Below are 557 nucleotides of genomic sequence, written 5' to 3'. Positions count from 1 at the left end.
GGCTCCTACTGCTTGTACGTACACGGTTTCAGGTTCTTTTTCACTCCCCTCGCCGGGGTTCTTTTCGCCTTTCCCTCACGGTACTGGTTCACTATCGGTCAATCAGGAGTATTTAGCCTTGGAGGATGGTCCCCCCATATTCAGACAGGATAACACGTGTCCCGCCCTACTCGTCGAGTTCACAATAACAACATCTTCAGATACGGGGCTATCACCCTTTACTGCCGGACTTTCCAGACCGTTCTCCTGATGCTGCTATTGATTAAGACTCTGGGCTGTTCCCCGTTCGCTCGCCGCTACTAGGGGAATCTCGGTTGATTTCTTTTCCTCGGGGTACTGAGATGTTTCAGTTCTCCCGGTTCGCTTCATTACGCTATGTATTCACGTAATGATAATATCCATTGGATATTGGGTTTCCCCATTCGGAAATCGTCGGTTATAACGGTTCATATCACCTTACCGACGCTTATCGCAGATTAGCACGTCCTTCATCGCCTCTGATTGCCTAGGCATCCACCGTGTACGCTTATTCGCTTAACCTCACAACCCGAAGGTGT

General features: G+C 49.6%; 1 rRNA gene. It reads right to left on the bottom strand.

The features are described 5' to 3' along the window. Positions 1–540: ribosomal RNA gene (locus tag INT39_RS22375) — 23S ribosomal RNA — on the bottom strand; the annotation flags it as partial. Between the last annotated feature and the right edge of the window lie 17 nt (positions 541–557).

This window comes from Pseudomonas sp. FME51 (assembly GCF_014897305.1).
Note: the sequence above shows the minus strand (reverse complement) of the source record. Positions and strands in the feature narration are given on the sequence as shown.